The organism is Robertmurraya massiliosenegalensis JC6 (assembly GCF_000311725.1).
GTDB lineage: Bacteria > Bacillota > Bacilli > Bacillales > Cytobacillaceae > Robertmurraya > Robertmurraya massiliosenegalensis.
In genome coordinates this window covers 126,088-146,744 of sequence record NZ_HE978515.1, presented here as the reverse complement: position 1 = coordinate 146,744, position 20,657 = coordinate 126,088, and the positions used below count along the sequence as shown (strand labels likewise).

22 protein-coding genes and 1 riboswitch are annotated in these 20,657 nt (G+C 37.7%); of the genes, 11 read left to right on the top strand and 11 right to left on the bottom strand.

Annotated elements, in window-relative coordinates; all coding sequences use genetic code 11:
• From BMSHG_RS26445 to BMSHG_RS17015, 4 genes are all read right to left on the bottom strand, one after another.
• Positions 1-818 (bottom strand): homocysteine S-methyltransferase family protein (locus tag BMSHG_RS26445; RefSeq protein WP_173391075.1); only part of this gene is annotated, 818 nt, incomplete at its 3' end.
• A gap of 16 nt (positions 819-834) precedes the next feature.
• Positions 835-2,004 (bottom strand): cystathionine beta-lyase, encoded by a 1,170-nt coding sequence (metC, locus tag BMSHG_RS17025; RefSeq protein WP_019155669.1) that lies wholly within the window; start codon positions 2,002-2,004, stop codon positions 835-837.
• On the bottom strand, positions 2,004-3,113 hold the full coding sequence (locus BMSHG_RS17020) for a methionine biosynthesis PLP-dependent protein (protein WP_019155668.1): 1,110 nt from the start codon (positions 3,111-3,113) through the stop codon (positions 2,004-2,006). Before BMSHG_RS17020 ends, metC begins: the two co-directional genes overlap by 1 nt.
• Before the next feature lie 79 nt (positions 3,114-3,192).
• A riboswitch (SAM riboswitch) is annotated at positions 3,193-3,305 on the bottom strand.
• Between the two features lie 62 nt (positions 3,306-3,367).
• Positions 3,368-3,550 (bottom strand): H-type small acid-soluble spore protein, encoded by a 183-nt coding sequence (locus BMSHG_RS17015; RefSeq protein ID WP_026073500.1) that lies wholly within the window; start codon positions 3,548-3,550, stop codon positions 3,368-3,370.
• Between the two features lie 298 nt (positions 3,551-3,848).
• Here BMSHG_RS17015 and BMSHG_RS17010 point away from each other — a divergent pair, with 298 nt between their 5' ends.
• Positions 3,849-6,689 (top strand): 2-oxoglutarate dehydrogenase E1 component, encoded by a 2,841-nt coding sequence (locus tag BMSHG_RS17010; RefSeq protein WP_019155666.1) that lies wholly within the window; start codon positions 3,849-3,851, stop codon positions 6,687-6,689.
• Between the two features lies 1 nt (position 6,690).
• Positions 6,691-7,914, top strand: coding sequence for a 2-oxoglutarate dehydrogenase complex dihydrolipoyllysine-residue succinyltransferase (gene odhB, locus BMSHG_RS17005; RefSeq protein ID WP_019155665.1), 1,224 nt, complete (start codon positions 6,691-6,693; stop codon positions 7,912-7,914).
• A gap of 94 nt (positions 7,915-8,008) precedes the next feature.
• On the opposite strand, the gene sda is transcribed toward odhB, so the two are convergent.
• Positions 8,009-8,140: a sporulation histidine kinase inhibitor Sda gene (gene sda, locus BMSHG_RS17000; RefSeq protein WP_019155664.1), complete on the bottom strand. Its 132-nt coding sequence runs from the start codon at positions 8,138-8,140 to the stop codon at positions 8,009-8,011.
• 436 nt (positions 8,141-8,576) lie between these two features.
• Between sda and BMSHG_RS16990 the strand changes: the two genes are divergently transcribed.
• The 6 genes from BMSHG_RS16990 to crcB (BMSHG_RS16965) all read left to right on the top strand — a co-directional run bounded on the left by BMSHG_RS16990 (position 8,577) and on the right by crcB (BMSHG_RS16965) (position 11,668).
• Positions 8,577-9,425: a gamma-glutamylcyclotransferase gene (locus tag BMSHG_RS16990; protein WP_019155662.1), complete on the top strand. Its 849-nt coding sequence runs from the start codon at positions 8,577-8,579 to the stop codon at positions 9,423-9,425.
• Positions 9,426-9,505: 80 nt separating this feature from the next.
• A complete protein-coding gene (locus BMSHG_RS16985; RefSeq protein ID WP_019155661.1) occupies positions 9,506-9,724 on the top strand; it encodes a hypothetical protein in 219 nt (72 codons plus the stop codon).
• Between the two features lie 43 nt (positions 9,725-9,767).
• Positions 9,768-9,977 (top strand): DUF6501 family protein, encoded by a 210-nt coding sequence (locus BMSHG_RS16980; protein WP_019155660.1) that lies wholly within the window; start codon positions 9,768-9,770, stop codon positions 9,975-9,977.
• 216 nt (positions 9,978-10,193) lie between these two features.
• Positions 10,194-10,880 (top strand): YfjL-like protein, encoded by a 687-nt coding sequence (locus BMSHG_RS16975; RefSeq protein ID WP_019155659.1) that lies wholly within the window; start codon positions 10,194-10,196, stop codon positions 10,878-10,880.
• A gap of 57 nt (positions 10,881-10,937) precedes the next feature.
• Positions 10,938-11,318, top strand: a complete 381-nt coding sequence (gene crcB, locus BMSHG_RS16970; RefSeq protein ID WP_019155658.1) for a fluoride efflux transporter CrcB — start codon at positions 10,938-10,940, stop codon at positions 11,316-11,318.
• Positions 11,315-11,668, top strand: a complete 354-nt coding sequence (gene crcB / locus BMSHG_RS16965; protein WP_019155657.1) for a fluoride efflux transporter CrcB — start codon at positions 11,315-11,317, stop codon at positions 11,666-11,668. The genes crcB (BMSHG_RS16970) and crcB (BMSHG_RS16965) overlap by 4 nt, the downstream gene beginning before the upstream one ends.
• A 26-nt stretch (positions 11,669-11,694) precedes the next feature.
• Here crcB (BMSHG_RS16965) and yidC read toward each other — a convergent pair whose 3' ends face one another.
• From yidC to BMSHG_RS16950, 3 genes are all read right to left on the bottom strand, one after another.
• Positions 11,695-12,468: a membrane protein insertase YidC gene (gene yidC / locus BMSHG_RS16960; protein WP_019155656.1), complete on the bottom strand. Its 774-nt coding sequence runs from the start codon at positions 12,466-12,468 to the stop codon at positions 11,695-11,697.
• Between the two features lie 26 nt (positions 12,469-12,494).
• On the bottom strand, positions 12,495-12,785 hold the full coding sequence (locus BMSHG_RS16955) for a hypothetical protein (protein ID WP_019155655.1): 291 nt from the start codon (positions 12,783-12,785) through the stop codon (positions 12,495-12,497).
• Positions 12,786-12,893: 108 nt separating this feature from the next.
• Complete coding sequence (locus tag BMSHG_RS16950) at positions 12,894-13,472, bottom strand: biotin transporter BioY (protein ID WP_019155654.1); 579 nt, start codon at positions 13,470-13,472, stop codon at positions 12,894-12,896.
• A 176-nt stretch (positions 13,473-13,648) separates the two neighbouring features.
• Between BMSHG_RS16950 and BMSHG_RS16945 the strand changes: the two genes are divergently transcribed.
• The 3 genes from BMSHG_RS16945 (at position 13,649) to nadE (ending at position 16,646) form a co-directional block, all read left to right on the top strand.
• Entirely contained in the window at positions 13,649-14,191 is a 543-nt protein-coding gene (locus BMSHG_RS16945; protein WP_019155653.1) for a cysteine hydrolase family protein, read from the top strand.
• A gap of 68 nt (positions 14,192-14,259) precedes the next feature.
• Complete coding sequence (locus tag BMSHG_RS16940) at positions 14,260-15,732, top strand: nicotinate phosphoribosyltransferase (RefSeq protein WP_019155652.1); 1,473 nt, start codon at positions 14,260-14,262, stop codon at positions 15,730-15,732.
• Positions 15,733-15,821: 89 nt separating this feature from the next.
• On the top strand, positions 15,822-16,646 hold the full coding sequence (gene nadE / locus BMSHG_RS16935; RefSeq protein WP_019155651.1) for an ammonia-dependent NAD(+) synthetase: 825 nt from the start codon (positions 15,822-15,824) through the stop codon (positions 16,644-16,646).
• Between the two features lie 55 nt (positions 16,647-16,701).
• Here nadE and pflA read toward each other — a convergent pair whose 3' ends face one another.
• The 3 genes from pflA to BMSHG_RS16920 form a co-directional block, all read right to left on the bottom strand.
• Entirely contained in the window at positions 16,702-17,436 is a 735-nt protein-coding gene (pflA, locus tag BMSHG_RS16930) for a pyruvate formate-lyase-activating protein (RefSeq protein ID WP_019155650.1), read from the bottom strand.
• 95 nt (positions 17,437-17,531) lie between these two features.
• Positions 17,532-19,757, bottom strand: a complete 2,226-nt coding sequence (gene pflB / locus BMSHG_RS16925; protein ID WP_019155649.1) for a formate C-acetyltransferase — start codon at positions 19,755-19,757, stop codon at positions 17,532-17,534.
• A gap of 380 nt (positions 19,758-20,137) precedes the next feature.
• Entirely contained in the window at positions 20,138-20,584 is a 447-nt protein-coding gene (locus BMSHG_RS16920) for a cupredoxin domain-containing protein (protein ID WP_019155648.1), read from the bottom strand.
• Positions 20,585-20,657: the final 73 nt, after the last annotated feature.

The window sequence follows — 20,657 nt, the reverse complement described above, 5'->3', positions numbered from 1 at the left end:
TGAGCAGGGGTGGTTCCACAACATCCACCGAGTAGTCGCACTCCTTGTTCACGGAATGCTTTTGCGGAACTCTTGAAATAATCTGCATCGCCTTCATAATGGAATTTCCCATCTGTATAAGTTGGGAGGCTTGCGTTAGGAAAAGCCGATAAAAATGCTGAATCTGGAATTTGTATTTCTTCCAAACTTTTGATCATATGATGAGGACCGAGGCGACAATTTAAACCAACTACATCGGCACCTAATCCTTCTAATCGAACAAAAGCATCATTAATATGTGTTTGATTTTGCATAATCCCTGGTTCTTGGATGGACACTTGGGCAATGATCGGGAGTGTTGTTTCTTTTCTGACAATCGATAGGACAGATTCGAGTTCTTCCAAATCATAATAAGTTTCGAGGAGAATTCCATCTACACCTTCTAATAAAAGACAATAAAGCTGTTCACGAAAGCTTCTTTTAATTTCTTCCATTGAGATTGCTTTCGGATTTACTCCACGGTTTCCCCCCATAGTACCAACGACATAAGTATCTTTTTGCGCAGCTTCTTTGGCAATTCTTACAGCAGCACTATTAATCTCTTTGACTGAGTCTTCTAAGCCATATCTTTGTAGCTTTAAATAATTGGCTGCGTACGTATTGGTTTGAATGATATCTGAGCCTGCTTCAATATAAGCATGATGTATTTTTTTGATTTCTTCTGGGTGTGAAAGATTAATTTCTTCAAAACAGCTATCAGTTCCGTAGGAATATAGAAGGGTTCCCATGGCCCCATCAGCAATGAGGATTTGGTTTTTTAATTTATCTAAGAAACTCATATATGAATACTCCCTTCTATTTGACAGTTGAATAAGTATGTTGTAAGGCGTTGGAAAAATCAGCAATGAGATCATCGGGATTTTCCAAGCCGACCGATAATCTTAAGAGACTATTGCTAATCCCTCTTTTTTCTCTTTCTTCCTTCGGCATTGCTCCATGAGACATTTTCGCAGGGTAGGAGAGGATCGATTCAACTGCTCCTAAACTAACGGCAAATACCGGGATTTTCACATGTTCAACAAATCTCCTTGTCAATTCTTCTGAATCAAGTTCAAAAGAAAGAACGGCACCAGCATTTTTCGCTTGTTTGTTCTGTAATTCAAATTGCGGGTGGTCTTCAAGACCAGGATAATAAACTTTTTTAACTAATGGGTGTTGCTGAAAGTAGTTCGCTAGCTTTATCGCACTTTGTACAGATTGCTGTAATCGAACGGATAGAGTCTTTAATCCTCGCATCACGAGCCAACAATCCTGAACACCAAGGACTGCGCCGAAGGAATTTTGTAAAAAAGCTAATTGATTCCCTAAGTCTTCATCCTTTACAATAGCGGCTCCTGCTACGACATCACTATGCCCAGAAAGGAATTTGGTGGCGCTATGAAGGACCACATCTGCTCCTAAAGCTAATGGTTTTTGCAAAGCCGGGGTGAGGAATGTATTATCAACAAATGTATAGGCACCATTTCTCTTCGCAATTTGACTAATGGCTGTAATGTCCGTCACTTTTAACGTTGGATTGGAAGGGGTTTCGACATAAAGTACCTTCGTATTCATTTGAACAGCATTTTGAACAGCATGTAAATCAGTCATATCAACAAAAGTATAGTCAATCCCAAATCTAGAGAGGACTTCTGTTACCATACGGTATGTGCCCCCATATACATCTTCGGTGATGACGACATGATCCCCCTTTGATAAGAGAAGAAACGCTGTTGAAATGGCAGCCATTCCAGAAGCAAAGGCAAATCCTTTGGTTCCACCTTCTAATTCAGCTAGCTGCTCCTCAAGTGCTTCTCTAGTCGGATTTAGACTTCTGCCATAATCATATTTTCCGTAGGTATCAAAGCTAGTTTGATGAAAGGTGGAAGCATGCTGAATGGGCACGCTAACGGCACCTGTTGTAGGATCAAATTTTGTTTTGTTATGGAGCAATCTCGTTTCAAAGGAAAAACAGTCACCACTCATCATATTACCTCCTGTTTCGCTTTTGCTAATGCTTGCTCTAGGTCATTGATTAAATCAGTTACATGTTCAATTCCGACTGAGAAACGCAATAAACAATTATCAACGCCTGTTTCAAACCGGACCTCTTCAGGAATATCCGCATGGGTTTGGGTTGCTGGATATGTAATAAAGCTTTCTGCTCCACCTAAGCTTTCAGCAAAGGTAATTAATTGGAGACTTTTTAATAGGGGATTAACCCATGCCTCGTTCTGAACTCTAAAGGAAATCATCCCACCACGTCCTGGGTAAAGGACATCTTTAATATCATTATGTGCTGATAAAAACTCGACAAGTTGCTTTGCGTTTTGCTCATGCTTCTCCATCCTTAAGGCTAACGTTTTCATCCCGCGCATTAATAACCAAGAATCAAACGGACTAAGAACGGCACCATTGCCATTATGATAGAATGCTAGAGTCTCACAAAGACTTTTCCCTTTTGCAACGATTAGTCCTGCGAGAACATCATTATGCCCACCTAAATACTTTGTGGCACTATGAATGACAATATCTGCACCATCTTTAATTGGTTTTTGAATGTAGGGAGTGTAGAAAGTGTTATCAACAATCAATAAAAGATTGTGTTCCTTTGCTACTTTTGCCACTTCGTTTATATCAGTCTGTTCCATTAATGGATTTGTTGGTGTCTCAATAAAGATCGCTTTTGTTCGTTCAGTAATACTTTGTGAAATGTTAAATACATCACTTGTGTTCACATATGTAACGTTTAAACCCCATTTTTTAAAGCCTTCTTCAAGAATCCGATAGCTTCCACCATATAAGTCCTTTGAAACAATCCATTCGTCTCCTGATTGAAAAAGCGAGAGGACGGTTAAGATCGCTGCCATTCCTGAACTACAAGCAAATCCAGCATCGCCTTCTTCTAATTCAGCGATCGTTTCCTCCAATATTTGGCGTGTTGGATTGCCAGTACGGATGTAATCAAATCCAGTTGACTGGCCAATCCCTTCATGACGATAGGCGGTTGAGAGATAAATAGGGGGATTGACAGTTCCCGTTGTTTTTTCACTGCGATTGCCAATTTGAGCTAATGTAGTTTCAGGTTGATACATTCGTTAACACTCCTCAAATAAAAAATAAAAAGTCTCCTTTTAAGAAGAAGACTTTTTTAGATAACGTATTTAGCCATTCTTCTTATCTGTCAAGTTTTACGAAAAAACTTGTAGGAATTAGCACCTTGCAATAAATGCTTGCAGGTTGCTGAGGTTTCATAGGGCCAGACCCTCAACCTCTCTTGATAAGAAATTAGATTTAATTTTCTAAAATTTACTACAAATAGTCAGTAAAGTCAATGAAAAATTGAAAATTACGTCTCTTCAATTAAGTTTAAAATTGGAACATCCTGCTCTTGTTCAGGATTCTGCTTTGAATAAATTCTCGCCATTTTCGTTTCGTCATCAACATGCTGGATGATCACAGGTATCCCATCATAGGTGACGTTGTGAACTTCAGCACTTTCTGCTATTTCCTTTGCACGACCAATATTCACGAAAAAGTTCATCTCCTCCATTTATGTTCTATCCTAATTTGCCTCTTCGCACTTAAATTTATCCAATTGATGTATTAATTTAAACAGGTGTTAAAATTTTCTTGGAATAGGTTATTTTTAAATTAAGTTTTTACTGTTTACACAGTTAAAACCTTTGTAGTTCTGACATGAACGTGTTAGAATAGCTTTGAAAACGTTATATCCTCTGAAAAATAATATTATTCTAACATTTGAGTTTTCGGAATGAAAATAGAGGATAGGCTGATCAATTTCTTAATAGATTTTGGAGGTATTACACATGAAGAAGCCATCAGATGGTCAAGGACCAGTATGGCAAGGGTTTCACGGGCCGAATTTAGGATATGTCATCGAGATGTATGAAGCTTATTTAGAAAATCCTGATTCAGTGGACGAAGAAATGAAAGCATACTTCGCAGAATATGGACCACCAACTTTGAAAGAGGAAGAAACAATCAGTAGCACTCCTAATGTTACACAGATTGGTACTTCTATTGAGAAAATATTGGCGGCAGCAAACCTAGCTGACAAAGTTAGAGGCTATGGACATTTAGCAGCTGATATTTATCCATTAAAAAATCAAGAACCTGATAAAGAATTAATTGAAATGGAATATTACGGGTTATCCAAAAAGGATCTAGTAGAAATACCAGCCCATGTCATTTCAACGGATATTCCAACGGAAATTAAAAATGGATACGAAGCCATTGAATACTTGAAAAAGGTTTATACTGGGAAAATCGCATTTGAAATTCGCCATGTAAATAATAATCAAGAAAAAATGTGGATTCGTCATAAAATCGAAAGTGGGAGTCTGCTCCCATCATTCACCCCTGATAAAAAGAAAAAAGTTCTGCAACGATTAACAGAGGTTGAACAATTTGAGAAATTCATACACAAAACATTTGTAGGTCAAAAACGCTTTTCTATAGAAGGTTTAGATGCTTTAGTTCCGTTAATTGACGAAATTATTACTGAAACTGTTCAAAACGGTGCATCAACCATTAATATCGGCATGGCTCATAGAGGACGCTTAAATGTCCTTGCACATAATTTAGGTAAACCTTACGAAATGATTTTTGCGGAATTTCAACATGCTCCGAACAAAGAACTCGTGCCTTCTGAAGGTTCCATTGGAATCAATTTCGGTTGGACAGGAGATGTAAAGTATCATCTTGGATTAAATCGGGAACTACCGCAAGAGAATCAGCAGAAAGCAAGAGTAACGTTAGCGAATAACCCAAGTCATCTTGAGTTTGTTGGTGCTGTTGTGGAAGGGTTTACTCGAGCTGCACAGGATGTGCGCACAAGTAAAGGTTATCCAAAAGAAGATTTAAGTTCAGCTTTAGCCATTCTAGTTCATGGAGACGCAGCATTTCCAGGTCAAGGGATTGTAGCAGAAACATTAAATTTAAGCCGTTTAAAAGGATACCGTACAGGCGGGACGATCCATCTTATCGCAAATAACTTAATTGGATTCACGACGGAAAGAATGGATTCTCGTTCAACGAGATATTCTAGTGATTTAGCGAAGGGGTATGAAATGCCCATTCTCCATGTTAATGCGGATGATCCAGAAGCCGTGTTAGCAGCTGCTCAATTTGCGTGTGAATACCGAAAAACATTTAAAAAAGACGTTCTCATTGATTTAGTCGGTTATCGTCGCTTTGGTCATAATGAAATGGATGAGCCAATGACAACGAATCCATTAATGTATCAACTCATTGTGCAGCACCCAACGGTAAAGGAATTATATGCCCAACAATTACTTAAGGAAGGCATCCTTTCTCAGACTGAGATAGAAAAGCTTGATCAAGATGTAATGGCAAAATTACAAGAAGCATATACAAAGGTGCCAGATAAAAAAGAGAAAGAAGGAGATCCTAAACCTCCTATTACGGTCGAAAAGGGCATACCGAAGATTGCAACGGGAGTTCCGCAAGAATTGCTTAAGAAAATGACTGAAGAGCTTTTACAATGGCCTGAAGGCTTTCAAGTATTTAATAAATTGAGTCGAATTTTGAAAAGACGTCTTGATGCGTTTAAGGATAATGGAAAAGTTGATTGGGGTTTAGCAGAGACACTTGCTTTTTCATCGATTATCGCTGATGGAACGCCTGTTCGTTTATCGGGACAGGATTCTGAACGTGGTACATTTGCTCATCGGAATATCGTTTTATACGATCAAAATACTGGAGAAAAGTTCTCTCCATTGCACCGATTATCTGATGCAAAAGCGTCGTTTGCTGTATACAATAGCCCACTTTCAGAAGGCTCAGTGTTAGGTTTTGAGTACGGGTACAATGTATTTGCACCTGAGACGCTCGTAATATGGGAAGCGCAATTCGGAGACTTTTCAAATGCTGCCCAAGTCATATTCGACCAATTCATTTCCTCAGGGAGAGCGAAATGGGGCGAAAAATCTGGACTCGTTATCCTGTTGCCGCATGGATATGAAGGGCAAGGTCCAGAGCATTCAAGTGCTCGGATGGAAAGGTTTTTAACATTGGCGGCTGAAAATAACTGGACAGTAGCGAACCTAACATCTGCTGCACAATATTTTCATATTTTAAGAAGGCAGGCTGCAGTGTTAAAAAGGGAAGAAGTTCGACCTCTTGTCATTATGACACCAAAAAGCTTGCTTCGAAATCCAAGTGTAGCCTCTCGTCCAAGTGAGCTAAGTGAAGGAGAGTTTCGTTCAGTTATTGAGCACAAAGATTTTGGGGAAAAGGTCGAAAGCGTTGAACGTGTCATTTTGGGAACTGGGAAAATGATTGTCAATGTTCTTGAGCAACTAGATTCAACTGAAGATACAGATTGGTTACATGTTGTAAGTGTAGAAGAAATTTATCCATTTCCAATGGAAAATCTTCGAGAGATAATTGTGAAATTCCCTAATTTAAAGGAAATCGTTTGGGTCCAAGAAGAGCCGAAAAATATGGGAGCGTGGACATTTGTTGAGCCACGTATTAACGAAATTGCTGGAAGCAGTGTAGATGTACGTTACGTTGGTCGTAGACGTCGTTCAAGTCCAGCTGAAGGAGATCCAGATGTACACAAGATGGAGCAAGCCTGTATTATTGAGAAAGTAATCACCCGTTCGGTAGAAGGAGGAAATTAAGGTGGCGGAAATTCGTATTCCAGAGTTAGCAGAATCAATTACAGAGGGAACTGTAGCTGGATGGCTAAAAAAGATCGGAGACAAAATTGAAAAAGGCGATTATCTCGTTGAATTAGAAACAGATAAGGTTAATGTTGAAATTATCTCTGACTATAGTGGCGTATTAACAGAAATGAAATATAACGAAGGAGATACGGTCAATGTCGGGGAAGTGATTGCCATCGTCTCAGAGGAAGGCGAAGTTCCAGCTCCAGTCGAGGAAGCTCCTGTGGTAGAAAATAAACAAGAGCAACAACCTACAGAACAGATAGAGGATAAGAAGGATCGTCCGATTGCATCCCCATCTGCGCGAAAACTGGCTAGGGAGAAAGGGATTGACTTAAGGGAAATTCCAACTGCAGATCCATTAGGACGAGTACGGGCTCAAGATGTTCAGAGTTTCAATCCAAGCCAAGCGTCAGTTGAAAAAACAGCACCTGCGTCTACACCAACGCCAGTACCAAAACAGGAGTTTGCCGTTGATCATAAGCCTGTAGAAAGAATTCGCATGTCCCGCAGACGTCAAACAATTGCCAATCGTCTAGTCGAAGTGCAACATACAGCAGCCATGCTGACAACTTTTAACGAAGTTGACATGACGAATGTATTACATTTAAGAAAGCGCCGCAAGGACAAATTTTTAGAAGAAAATGACGTAAAACTTGGATTTATGTCATTCTTCACGAAAGCGGTTGTTGCTGCCCTTAAGAAATCACCATTATTGAATGCCGAAATTCAAGGTGATGAAATTGTTCTGAAAAAATTCTATGACATTGGCATTGCCGTCTCTGCTCCAGAAGGACTTGTTGTACCAGTTGTCCGAGATGCAGATAGAAAGAGCTTTGCAGAAATTGAAAAGGACATTTTAGGTCTAGCAGACAAGGCTCGCCAAAATAAACTTGCTCTTCATGACTTACAGGGAGGTACCTTTACGATTACAAATGGGGGAGTGTTCGGTTCCTTATTATCGACTCCAATCTTAAATGGACCTCAAGTTGGAATATTAGGAATGCATTCTGTCAAGCTTCGTCCTGTGGCAATTGATGATGAACGTATGGAAAATCGTCCAATGATGTATATTGCCTTATCATACGACCATCGTATTGTTGATGGGAAAGAGGCGGTTACATTCCTTAAGAGAGTGAAGGAGCTTATTGAGGACCCTGAGTCATTAATCTTTGAATAGAAAAAAACAACCACCGTTTATTAGTTTAAACGGTGGTTTCTTGGTTAGTGAAGAATCCATACAAAATCGTCTTTGTGAAAGAGTCTTATTATACTTAGTCCTTAAAGGGCTTTAATCCACGCTTTCTAATTTCGTCCTTTAAAATCTTCGCCCATTCTTTATCCTTTTCCGACTTTAATGCATCACGATACGAGACAACCAACATTTCATTACTCATAATCTTCATTGTGCATACCTCCAGGTAAAAGGATTGTAAATCTATGTTTATTCATTGTAAAGGATATTCTCCCCTTTGAAAACCCATTTCACGAAATTTTCGAAAAATATTCAAGTCTGAAATGCATTCAATCCTCAGATGGAGATCTTTTCGTCCTTCCACCCAATGTGGAGAAAGCGATGTAAAGATATGATCGATGTATAAGGGGGCTGAAAAAATGAATTATGACTATTTTGTCCATACCGAGTTTGCGAAGATAAAAGTGAATGAACTAAGGCAAATTTCTTATACGTATTCAAACCTGAAAAAGAAACAGGGACGAAATTTTATACGAAGAATGATAGAGATATTTGTAAATTGCTAGAGCAGATGTAAGACAAACGCTATATCTTTCAGTTAAAATAGAGATATCAGAAAAGTCTTGAGATTGTAGGAGGGCGTTGAAGTGAAGGTTTTTGTTTATGGCACATTAAGGAAGCACGAAGAAAATTACGCTCTATTAGAAAGCGCTGTTCCGATTGCCGAACAAGCATGGACATATGGAGAACTATTTGATACTGGATACGGGTACCCGGCAATGAAACGATCTGAACGAGGGAAAGTATATGGAGAATTATATGAGGTCGATCTCGCTACCTTGTCAAAATTGGACAATCTAGAAGATTATGAGGCTAACAGGGAAGATAATCTATATGAACGAGTGGAAGCTCAAATCTTTACAGATAAAGGGATGTATTCGGGCCTTGTCTATGTGGAGAAACAAAAAGGTTTGTGTAAAGAACGGATCTCTCATGGAGATTGGAAATTACATCAGCTATTGAACAAAAAACCGGAGCCTATTTATTATTTTGCGTACGGTTCCTGCATGGACGTCGAAAGATTTGAAAAGGCAAAAGTTGCTCATTTTTTTGAAAAAGTGGTAGGAGCTTGTACCTTGGAAGGCTATTCTATGAAGTATCTATTTACAGCCCAAGATGGTGGGCGGGCGGATATTATTGAAGATGGTGGTGTGACAGAAGGGATTTTGTACGAAATTCCTTTTCAAGGACTGTCCTATCTTTTTGATAGGGAAGGCTTTAACCTCGGGTGGTATCGCCCCACATTTGTTGATGTGAAAATAGGTGAAAGAAGAATGGCAGACGTTTTAACTTTTTATGTATATGATAAACAACCGGAGTTAGCCCCACCCCTTCACTATGCAGCAGAAATTCTTCGAGGCTCAAAAGGGAGAGTAAGTCAAGGATATTATCAGAAATTGGAGGAAGAACTTGTCAGACTAGGGTGTAAATTGTAATACTTTCTGAGAAAAATGTTTTATACAAGCAAAACGGTGGTAAAAAGGAGTAACACCATCTCAGAAAGAAGGTACTCTGCATGAAAGTATTTACTGAAAATGGTTATTACGAAGTGGTGTACGAAAATAAATGCTATCAATTTCTTGAATTTATAAGACTTGATACAATTTGTGAAAAAACATATGTAACATTAAAAAATGTACTTACAGGTGAACTATTCACCTTTGATGAAGGTAAAATCGTGAAAATACGGAGAAAGCTATTTCATTATCAAAAAGAGTTGCGCCACACAAAGTAAATTCACTATAATGATGTAGTATTAAATGGTGAAGGAGTATAAAATGAGACATCTAACATGGAATAATTCAGAAACAATCAAAACGGTCAAGTGTGTTCATACAAATGCTGAAAAGTATATCGTGAATCGTGCATTAACAGTTGGTCATACTTACGAAGTTAAAAATGAAACAGAAGAGTTTTACTTTATTGTCGACAATAGTGGTAAAGTAGGTGGATTTTACAAAAATTATTTTGAGGAAATTCATCAGTGACATATAATAAAAATAACAATTGAAATCACCAAAAAAAACTGCGTATATATAATAAATCGCAGTTTTTTTGGTTGATTTTATTCATTTGAAACATAAAATCACGTTTACCGATATCTTTACAAATCGCAGCATTCTTAAAAAATAGCTATTGCATCATTTTACATTTATAGTGTAAAATTACACTATAAATGTAAATAATGGTAAAGGGTGTTGAGGATGTCAAAATTGGTGAAAATGGTTCTGCTTATCTCCTGTTTCATTGTGCTTTCTATAGCTACATTGATTTATGTCACTTTTTCAGGGCTACCATGGAAAAAATATACGGTTGGTCATGAAATCGTAGCGTATTTAGAGAAGAAGTATGATCAATCATTTGAAATCGAGGAACGTCACTATAATTTTAAAGAGGGAAACTATCATATAAAGGTTCATCCTGTGAAAAATCCGACTATATCATTTTCTGCAGGAGAGGAAAGAGGAACTCAAAGCTATACGGATGAGTATCCCGAAGAAGTTTGGGCAATGCAAGCAGAAATGGATTTTAAGGATATGATCCAGGAACTTTTTCCAAACTTACGTCGTTACCATATTAGTAGTGTTTATGGTCAAGGAATGGAATTAGTGGTAGAACCACCAATTAAAAATTATAAAGAAACCGAAGCAAGCATCGGTATATTAATTAATATTCCTCAACAATTTGAAGGCACAGATGAAGAATTTGAAAAAATGTATCATCTGATTCAATATATAAAAGATAATGGAGGAAATATTGAACTATTCATAGCCTATGAACCAGATGAAAATAACGCTCGAAGGACTGTATATGCAAATTTCACAAATGATGAAATGAGGGAAATAAATAGACTAGAAGATGTTAAAATATATTATGATAATGTAGAATGAAAATTTGCTTTAAAGCGACAATGAACAGTATATTATTTTAACTTAGAGGTGTATATATTGAAGGCCTATCTATATGTTGGGATTGGTGGAGCTATTGGGAGTTTATTGCGTTATTTCGTTTCATTAGTAACGCTCCACTTTATTGGCAATGCTTTCCCGTACGGTACCGTCACAGTAAATTTACTAGGAGCATTCCTTTTAGGATGGTTCACATCCCATATTCTTTATCAGACGAATCCTTCGTTAGCTGCTGGCATCGGGACAGGAATGATCGGTTCTTTCACTACCTTATCGACCTTTAGCGTAGATATGCTGTTTTTAATGGAAAATGATGCAATCATTTCTGTGTTCCTATACATCACCATTAGTGTGATTGGCGGCCTCCTTCTTGCATATGCGGGATTAAGAGTCGGAAAAAAGAGGGTGGATTCTAAATGATCGGATGGGGATTAGTAGCAGTTGGGGGATTCTTTGGAGCGATAAGTCGATTTTGGATTGGAAATGTTGCTAAAAGGATAAAGCGAACAAAACTTCCAATCGGGACCTTATTCGTCAATCTTGTGGGTTCATTTTTTCTTGGTTATTTGTTTGCAGGAGTTCCAGAACATGCATACTCATTTTTGGGTGTTGGATTTCTGGGTGCTTTTACAACCTTTTCTACAATGAATGTGGAAGCTGTTCATCTATTAAACGAGAAACGCATAACTACAGGTGTTCTTTATTTAGGGATTACATATTTAATGGGGCTACTATTAGCATTTTGGGGCTACATTTTAGCAATAAATTAAGAGGGTGCCAAAGACACCCTCTTAATTTATTGTTGATTTGTGCTCATTATATTGTCTTCATTCTTATATAAATATCTTGCTAACAGTGTTTGTAGTATTAAGAAAAACCCACCAATTGCCCAATAAAGAGGTAGTGCAGCGGGAGCATTTAATGAAACGAAAACGATCATGACAGGTGAAAGTATACCCATAAACTTCATTTGCTTTTGTTGATCAATGGGCATGTTTGAAAGGGATACTCTAAATTGTAAGTAGTATACGATACCTGCAATCGCCGTTAACCAAATATCAGGCTGTCCAAGGCTAAACCATAAAAAAGAATGACTGGCAATCTCTGCGGAGCCTCGTATTGCATAATAGAACCCTAATAGTATCGGCATTTGAATTAACATTGGTAAACAGCCCATTGATAATGGATTGATATTATGCTTTTTATATAAAGCAAACATTTCTTGTTGAAGCCTTTGCTGTTCGCCAGCCTCTTTTGTTTCTTTGAGTTTTTTTTGAATGACTTCAAGTTCAGGTTTCATAACATCCATTTTTAATTTCATTGTCCGTTGTTTTTTAGTTTGTTTAAGCATCATGGGCATAAGGAGAAGTCGAATAATCAACGTTATAAAAATGATGGATAAGCCGAAATTACCACCAAATAGATTGGCAGTGCCATGAATTAAACTTTCAAATGGAGAGACAAGAAAAGTGTTAAAGAAACCATCTCCATTGCCTTCTTGTGCCGAACAAGCAGATAGTAAGAACGTACTAACCAGCAATACGATCATCATTTTATATTTATTTTTCATCAATATGAACCTCCAGTATGAGTAGACTAGTATGCTTTACATGTAGAAAAAGCATATCTGTCGTCTTCATCTGGGGAGCTTGTTTTTTTGCGAATATATTGCATGACCCAAATTACGATATAATTATAGGTACGATTGGTCTTTTTGTAATAGTCACTGATAGGGAGCAAACTGCCTTCAGAATCTATTTGATGGGATGCAGTAAATTGATATTCAATATTCCAAATCCACACAAGATTGAGCAGGACAAGGAATAAACCAGCATACATCGTATAAAGAGCCGATAAGCTTATAAAGTCAAACAAGGATTCTAGCATAACTTCACCTCAAAATGTTAAAGCAACATCTTTCAGTATAAGAGGTGAAAGATGTAATTGCAACTTTACTGTTACTACGATTGTTACAAGGAAAAGGTTTCAAAAAAACTAGATAGATTGATTCAAATCAGGATTTGAAGCGAAAAGAAGTTTTGCCCTAATCAATCGTTTTCTAACAACAATCCCAATCCACGAAGCAAGCACTGCTTTCATCACTCCAACAATTAAAAATGGGGTAAAGCCACTTGTGAAAGCAGCAGTCCATGACAATTCTGCAGAAATTTTTAACCAAGACGTTCCAAATAATAATGTAATGATCATTCCAATAATATTTGCGATAATGGCATTTTTAAATGTAAACCCGAGTTTTTCCATATAGATGCCCATAATAAATGCTGCAGGAATAAATCCAACTAAAAACCCACCAGTTGGACCAATCAGTTTAGATATTCCTGCTGAGAATTCAGCGAATACGGGAACACCAGCAGAACCGATTATTAAATATAAGAGGACAGATAAAGTTCCATATTTCGCTCCTAAGATTGTGGCAGCAAGGCCTATCGCTAACGTTTGTCCAGTGATAGGAACTAGCGGTAGTGGAATCGTTATCTGAGCTAGAATTCCGATTATTGCAGCAAATAGTGCTGTAACAATCATGGATCTTAATTTTAGCCGTTCTTTGTTCATGATGAAAACTCCTTTCATTTATGTTAACTTACGTTGAATTTTAGTTAACAATTAAAATATAAAATATACTGAAATATATGTCAATCATAAATCGTATCGCTTAAGGGAGGAATGATTGTTAAAAATACGTAAATACGATAAAATGGTTTACAAAACAATCGGAGGTGGGGGGAGCTTTGAAAAAGGCGCTAATAAATATTGATTATACAGTTGACTTTGTAACAGGAGCTTTACCATGTGGGGAACCAGGTGTAAAAATTGAAGGTGAAATTTCGAAAGTAACCGCAGATTTTATTAACGATGGTCATTTTGTCGTTTTTGCAATTGATTTACATAAGAAAGATGACATGTATCATCCTGAAACAAAGCTGTTCCCACCGCATAATCTTGAGGGGACTAGTGGCCGCGACTTATTTGGACGTCTAGAGCAAGTTTATAATACTAACAAAGACCAAGAGCATGTATATTGGATGGACAAGACTAGATATAGTGCATTTGCAGGCACCGATCTTGAAATTAAACTGAGAGAAAGAGGGATCACGGATTTACATCTCGTAGGAGTTTGTACAGATATTTGTGTTCTCCATACAGCTATTGACGCTTATAATAAGGGATTCAACATCACTGTTCATGAAAATGCTGTCGCTAGTTTTAATGAAGTCGGGCATACTTGGGCATTGGATCACATTAAAGGTTGTTTAAATGGTAAAATAGTATAGATTTTTACAATGACTCGATTTCATGACTCTTTATGAAATCAAGTGGATAAGAAAGAAGGACAATGGTTATGAGTAATCACTATCAAGATGATAGCTTAACTTTACATACAGATCTTTATCAAATTAATATGGCAGAAACCTACTGGGAAGATGGCATTCATAATCGGAAGGCTGTTTTTGAGGTGTACTTTCGCAAGCTTCCATTTGGAAATGGATACGCTATTTTCGCTGGGCTTGAAAGGATCATTGAGTATATTCAACAATTTCGCTTTACAGAAAGTGATTTAGCCTATTTAAAAGAAGAGGGCGGCTACAAAGAGGACTTTCTAGCCTATTTAAAGACTGTACGCTTTACTGGAAATATTCGTTCTGTTGTTGAAGGGGAAGTTGTTTTTGGAAACGAACCATTAATTCGGGTTGAAGCCCCTTTAGCTGAAGCCCAACTAATTGAAACGGCCCTTCTTAATATTGTGAATTACCAAACATTGATTGCGACTAAGGCTTCACGAATCAAACATATTGTCGGCGATGAAATCGCAATGGAATTTGGAACAAGAAGAGCCCATGAACTTGATGCGGCTATTTGGGGGACGAGAGCTGCGTTTATTGGAGGTTTTAATTCTACTTCAAATGTAAGAGCCGGAAAAAAATTTGGCATACCTGTTTCTGGTACACACGCTCATTCATTAATTCAGGCTTATAAGGATGAATACACTGCTTTTCATAAATACGCACGCCGACATAAGGATTGTGTGTTCTTAGTTGACACCTATGACACCTTACGCTCAGGTGTTCCAACGGCGATTAAGGTCGCAAAAGAGCTAGGAGACAAAATTAATTTTGTTGGAATTCGTTTGGATAGCGGTGACTTAGCTTATCTTTCAAAAGAGGCGCGAAAGATGCTTGATGACGCTGGATTCCCACACGCCAAAATCGTTGCTTCTAATGACTTAGATGAATATACGATTATGAACTTAAAAGCACAGGATGCTAAAATAAGCGTTTGGGGTATTGGTACTAAATTAATCACTGCCTATGATCAAGCGGCATTAGGTGCAGTTTATAAACTGGCTTCGATCGAAGATGAAAATGGTGTCATGCAGGATACGATTAAAATTAGTGGCAATCCAGAAAAAGTATCAACACCGGGCTTAAAGAGAGTATATCGGATTATTAATAGTATTAATCATAAATCAGAAGGCGACTATATTGCATTAGATGATGAGAATCCACAGGAGGAAGAGCCCTTAAAAATGTTTCATCCTGTTCATACCTATGTAAGTAAATTTGTCACAAATTTTATCGCAAAAGAATTGCATCAGGATATTTTTACAAACGGAAAGCTTGTCTATGAGTCTCCATCTCTTCAAGAGATGCAAAAGTATGCCGAAGAGAATTTAGCACTCCTCTGGGAAGAGTATAAGCGTACGTTAAATCCAGAAGAGTATCCAGTCGACTTAAGTCAAAAATGCTGGGATAATAAAATAGAAAACATTCAGGAAGTCCAAGCAAAGCTTAAAAGGGACGCTTTTTTAAAATAAAGAACTTTTCGCTGAAGATTCAGATCCATTTAAAGTGTTGGACAATGTGTATAAAAGAGCATTAGTTACAATATAAGGAGGAGAGTCATTTGAGAGAGTTACAAAAACGGATTATGAATGAATTGTCCGTTCAAGCAGAAATGGACCCTAAAGCAGAAATTGCAAAAAGAGTCGACTTTCTGACAAGTTATGTTAAGAAAACGAACGCCAAAGGATTTGTGTTAGGAATTAGTGGTGGGCAGGACTCTTCATTAGCTGGTCGACTTGCCCAGCTTGCCGTGGAAAAACTGCGCAAAGAAGGAGTCGAAGCTAAATTTATCGCAGTCCGTCTACCATATGGTGTTCAAAAGGATGAAGAGGATGCACAACGTGCTTTAAGATTTATTCAGCCTGATGAATCTTACTCCTTTAATGTGAAGGGAGCTGTTGATGCTGTTAAAGTTGAATATGATAAAAGTGTTGGCGGAGAAGAACTAAGGGATTATCATAAAGGCAATGTGAAGGCAAGAATGCGCATGATCGCACAATATGCGATCGGCGGTCAAGCGAATCTTCTTGTGCTTGGAACGGATCACGCTGCAGAGGCAGTTACAGGTTTCTTTACAAAATATGGTGATGGCGGTGCGGATTTATTACCGTTATCTGGTCTAACAAAACGTCAAGGCAAAGCGCTTTTAAAAGAATTGGGTGCAGAAGAGAGCATCTATTTAAAGATTCCAACGGCAGATTTACTTGATCAAAAACCAGGGCAAGCGGATGAAACAGAACTTGGAATTACTTATGATGAATTAGACGATTATTTGGAAGGAAAAGATGTATCCGAAGAGGTTGCGGAAAAAATTGAAAAACGTTATCTCGTAACAGAACATAAAAGACAACTTCCAGCTACGATGTTTGATGAGTGGTGGAAGTAAAAATATAAATACGAAACGCCCATTGTCTTTGGAAATGATAATGGGCGTTTTCGTATTAAGATAATTTTTCTGTTAAAATCCTTTGAGCAAAGGCGGTTTTTTCTTCACTTGGAGGCTCGATATTCTTTAAAGGATATTCCATTCCAAGGGCTTCCCATTTATAGACGCCAAGCTGATGGTAAGGGAGGACTTCAACTTTTTGAACATTGTTCAGCGTGCCAATAAATTCACTTAGTGCTTTTAAATCCTCCTCATCATCTGTGACAGAAGGCACTAATACGTGACGAATCCAAACAGGAACATGGTTATCTGATAAATACTTGGCAAATTCAAGAATATGATCGTTTGCCATTCCAGTAAGATTTTTATGTTTTTTTCTATCGATATGTTTTAAATCGAGCAGAATTAAGTCTGTATATTGCAGCAACTCTTTGAGGTTTTTTTGAAATAGTTCTGCATGTGAATAGCATCCACCTGAAGAGTCGATAGTTGTGTGTATACCAAGCTTTTTACATTCCTTAAATAATTCAATTAAAAACGGCAGTTGTAAAAGGGGTTCACCGCCAGAAACAGTGATTCCTCCACCAGAAGATTCTATAAAGGGTAAATAGGATTTGAGATCATCAATGATTTCGGAAACAGACATTTGCTTGCCAATTCCTATTTCCCACGTATCGGCATTATGGCAAAACTGACAGCGAAGAAGGCAGCCTTGTGTGAAAATGACATAGCGTATACCAGGGCCGTCTACTGTTCCAAAAGTTTCGATTGAATGAATGTTTCCGTTCATGATGTTCAAACTCCCTTCAAATTAGCATGAGCATTATTTTCGTACTCAATATTTTGTGAGGAGTTAGAATGGTATCTAACTCCTCCATCACTTACTTATAAAGAACCATGGAATGTTCTGTTAATGACATCTAACTGTTGTTCTTTTGTTAACTTAATGAAGTTAACCGCATAACCAGATACACGAATCGTTAATTGTGGGTATTCCTCAGGATGCTCCATTGCATCTAATAATGTTTCTCTATTAAAGACGTTGACGTTTAAATGGTGACCTTGTTTAACGGCATAACCGTCTAAGATACTAACAAGGTTATTAACTCGGTTTTGATCTTCTTTTCCTAATGCTTTTGGCACAATGGAGAAAGTATTAGAGATTCCATCCATCGCATAACTATAAGGTAATTTTGCCACTGATGATAGGGATGCTAGTGTACCTTTTGTATCTCGGCCATGCATTGGGTTAGCACCAGGTGCAAATGGTTCACCAGCACGACGACCATCTGGTGTATTTCCAGTCTTTTTACCATAAACGACGTTTGAAGTAATCGTTAGGATAGACATTGTATGAAGAGAATTACGATAAGTTGGATGTTTACGTAGCTTCTTCATAAATGTCTCGACAATTTCAACTGCGATGCTGTCTACGCGGTCATCGTTGTTGCCGTATTTAGGGAAATCACCTTCAATTTCAAAGTCTACAGCTAAGCCATTTTCATCGCGAAGTACTTTAACTTGACCGTATTTAATTGCGCTTAAAGAATCTGCTACGACACTCAAACCAGCGATACCTGTTGCCATTGTGCGTAAGATTTCCGTATCATGTAAGGCCATTTCAATTCGTTCATAACTATATTTATCATGCATATAGTGAATGATGTTTAGTGTATTAATATATAATCCAGCTAACCATTCCATTGTTTGATCAAATTTTTCCATCACTTCTTCATAATTTAAAATTTCTGCAGTGATAGGGGAAGAAGCAGGTCCAACTTGAATTTTATGCTTTTCATCTTTATTTCCGTTAATTGCATAAAGCAGGGCTTTTGCTAAGTTTGCGCGTGCTCCAAAGAATTGCATTTGTTTTCCGATTTCCATGGCAGATACACAGCAAGCAATCCCGTAATCATCGCCATATTCAGGACGCATAATATCATCGTTTTCATACTGAATGGCACTTGTTTCAATCGAAATCTTTGAACAGAACTTCTTGAAGTTTTCAGGAAGCTGAGTTGACCATAAAACAGTTAAATTTGGTTCAGGCGCAGGTCCAAGATTGCGTAATGTGTGTAAGAAACGGAAAGAGTTCTTTGTTACAAGTGGACGTCCATCCATTGCCACACCACCAATAGATTCTGTTACCCAAGTTGGGTCACCTGAGAAGAGTTCATTGTAATCTGGTGTACGAGCAAACTTGACAAGACGTAGCTTCATGACAAAATGATCGACTAATTCTTGTGCCTCTTGTTCAGTTAGAACACCATTTTCCAAATCTTTCTCGATGTAGATGTCTAAGAAAGTAGATACGCGACCTAAACTCATTGCAGCACCATTTTGCTCTTTTACAGCTGCTAAGTATCCGAAGTAGAGCCATTGGAAAGCTTCTGTAGCATTTTGAGCAGGTTTAGAAATATCAAAACCATAGCTTTGAGCAAGTGATTTTAACTCTTTTAGGGCACGGTATTGCTCAGATAATTCTTCACGTAGACGAATGATATCCTCGCTCATAACAGAAGTCATATTATTAAAATCTTTTAGTTTTTGCTCCATTAGGAAATCGACACCGTAAAGGGCAAGACGACGGTAGTCACCGATAATACGTCCGCGGCCATATGCATCAGGTAAACCAGTAATAATTCCCACTTTACGAGCTAATTTCATCTCAGCAGTGTAAGCATCAAAAACACCTTGGTTATGAGTTTTACGATAATCAGTAAAGATTCTTTCCACTTCTTTATCCATTTCATAACCGTAAGATTCACAAGCCTGACTAGCCATCCTTACACCACCAAATGGTTGTAAAGAACGCTTGAACGGTTTATCAGTTTGGAAACCGACTACTTTTTCTAAATCTTGATTTAAGTAACCGGGACCATGAGATGTGATAGTGGAAACGATTTCTGTATCCATATCAAGCACGCCACCATTATCACGCTCTTGCTTTGTTAAATCCATTACTTGACCCCAAAGCGTTGTTGTTGCTTCAGTTGGTCCTTCTAAAAAGCTATCTTCCCCAGTATATGGAGAAAAGTTTCTTAAAATAAAGTCACGAACATTTACCTCTTCTTGCCATCTTCCTTTTGCAAAACCTTTCCACTGTTCCATCATAAAACACCTCTACTAAAGAATTTTGTTTATATAACAGTTAATACAATTTAACTATATTTAAAGTATAACAGATTATATGTGAATATCATCACATTGAAATGAGGTTTTCATGAACTTATTGTGAACAAAAGATTTATTGTCTTTGATTGTTTTGAGAGAATGGTGAAATAAAAAAACTGTACTATAACTTTTTTGATAATATTAGAAACTGTTCTATAAAAAAATAATTCTATTAACATTATTGTAACGTTAAAAACATATTTGTGCTTAAGGAAAAATGTAGATTTTTTGAAATGTTTTTTGAAGGAATGAAAAGTGGAAGGGAGAAAGTAGTGAATAGAAGGAGAGAGGGAGGAGAAATGCTTCCTCCCTTAAGATCAATCAACAACAATATTGGCAACCATCGGTCCATTACTGCCCATATCTGGATGTGTTAAACAAACAAGACGGTAAACCCCTTCTTCCTTAAGTTGCAGTTCAACGGTGGTTTCTTCTCCTTTTTTTACAACGCCTTTAATATCAGTTCCTTCGATAATGAAAGGATGCTCATGCCCATTGATGCCATATAAACGAAGCAGCACCTTTTCATTCTTGCCAACATAAATTGTTCCCGGATCCCAACGGTACGCTTCAATTTCTTTTCCATCTTCCGTCTTTGTTTTAAACTCGGTTGTCACAAGATGGATTTCACGAAGCTGCTCGGTTTGAGCGACCGTTGAGATCGTGTCCTTTGAGAGAAGGAGCCAAATTGAGCTCGCAACGATAGTAGCAAGAATAAGCGTGAATAACATGATCGAACGCCTTTTCAATACAATGAATTGCATCATAAATACCCCCTTTATAAGTTGTCCACTACTACTATATGCATGACTCTAGTAAGAACTTGTCTAAAAACTG